This window comes from Microbacterium umsixpiens, assembly GCF_053543675.1.
In genome coordinates this window covers 18,182-19,189 of the sequence record NZ_JBLVOH010000104.1, presented here as the reverse complement: position 1 = coordinate 19,189, position 1,008 = coordinate 18,182, and the positions used below count along the sequence as shown (strand labels likewise).

Genomic DNA, 1,008 nt, shown 5'->3' with positions numbered 1-1,008 from the left:
CCCCGGACTCAACGCGGTCATCCGCGGCATCGTGCTCAAGGGCACCACCACGTACGACCTGGAGTTCGTCGGCATCCGTGACGGATGGCGGGGGCTGGTCGACGGAGACTTCATGCCGCTCACGCGCCACGAGGTGAAGGGCCTGTCCAAGGTCGGCGGCACGATCCTCGGCACCAGCCGCACGAACCCCTACGAGGGCGAGCGCGGGGGAGCGGAGAACATCGCCAAGACCCTCTACGGGCACAAGATCGACGGCATCATCGCGATCGGCGGCGAAGGCACTCTCGCCGCGGCCGACCGTCTCGCGAAGGACGGCATCAAGGTCATCGGCGTCCCCAAGACGATCGACAACGACCTGCAGGCGACGGACTACTCGTTCGGCTTCGACACGGCGGTGAACATCGCCACGGATGCGATGGACAGGCTTCGCACCACGGGCGACTCCCACCAGCGGTGCATGGTCGCCGAGGTTATGGGACGCCACGTCGGCTGGATCGCCCTGCACGCCGGTATGGCCGCCGGCGCACACGTGATCTGCATCCCCGAGGTGCCGATGTCGATCGACGACATCACCGAGCTGGTGACCAGTGCCCACGACCGCGGCCGCGCGCCCCTGGTCGTCGTCTCCGAAGGCTTCAAGCTCCTCGGAATGGACGAGGCGTACAGCGACAAGGGGCTCGACGCCTTCAACCGGCCGAGGCTCGGTGGCATCGGCGATCTGCTCGCTCCCGAGATCGAGCGCATCACGGGTATCGAGACGCGCGCCACGATCCTCGGCCACATCCAGCGCGGTGGTTCCCCGTCGGCGTTCGACAGGGTCCTCGCGACGCGACTCGGCCTCCATGCCGCGGACGCGCTCGTCGACGGAGCCTGGGGCCAGATGGTGGCGATGCAGGGCACCGACATCGTCCGGGTGCCGTTCGCCGACGCACTGGGCGAGCTGAACACGGTCCCGCGCTACCGCTACGACGAGGCCGCCGCACTCTTCGGCTGAGACTTCCGCTCGAC

At 68.3% G+C, this 1,008-nt stretch carries 1 protein-coding gene; it reads left to right on the top strand.

Going from position 1 to position 1,008, the window contains the following annotated elements:
• The coding region (locus ACNPM4_RS10680; RefSeq protein ID WP_448985666.1) for an ATP-dependent 6-phosphofructokinase at positions 1–994 on the top strand (994 nt) is incomplete at its 5' end.
• Positions 995–1,008: the final 14 nt, after the last annotated feature.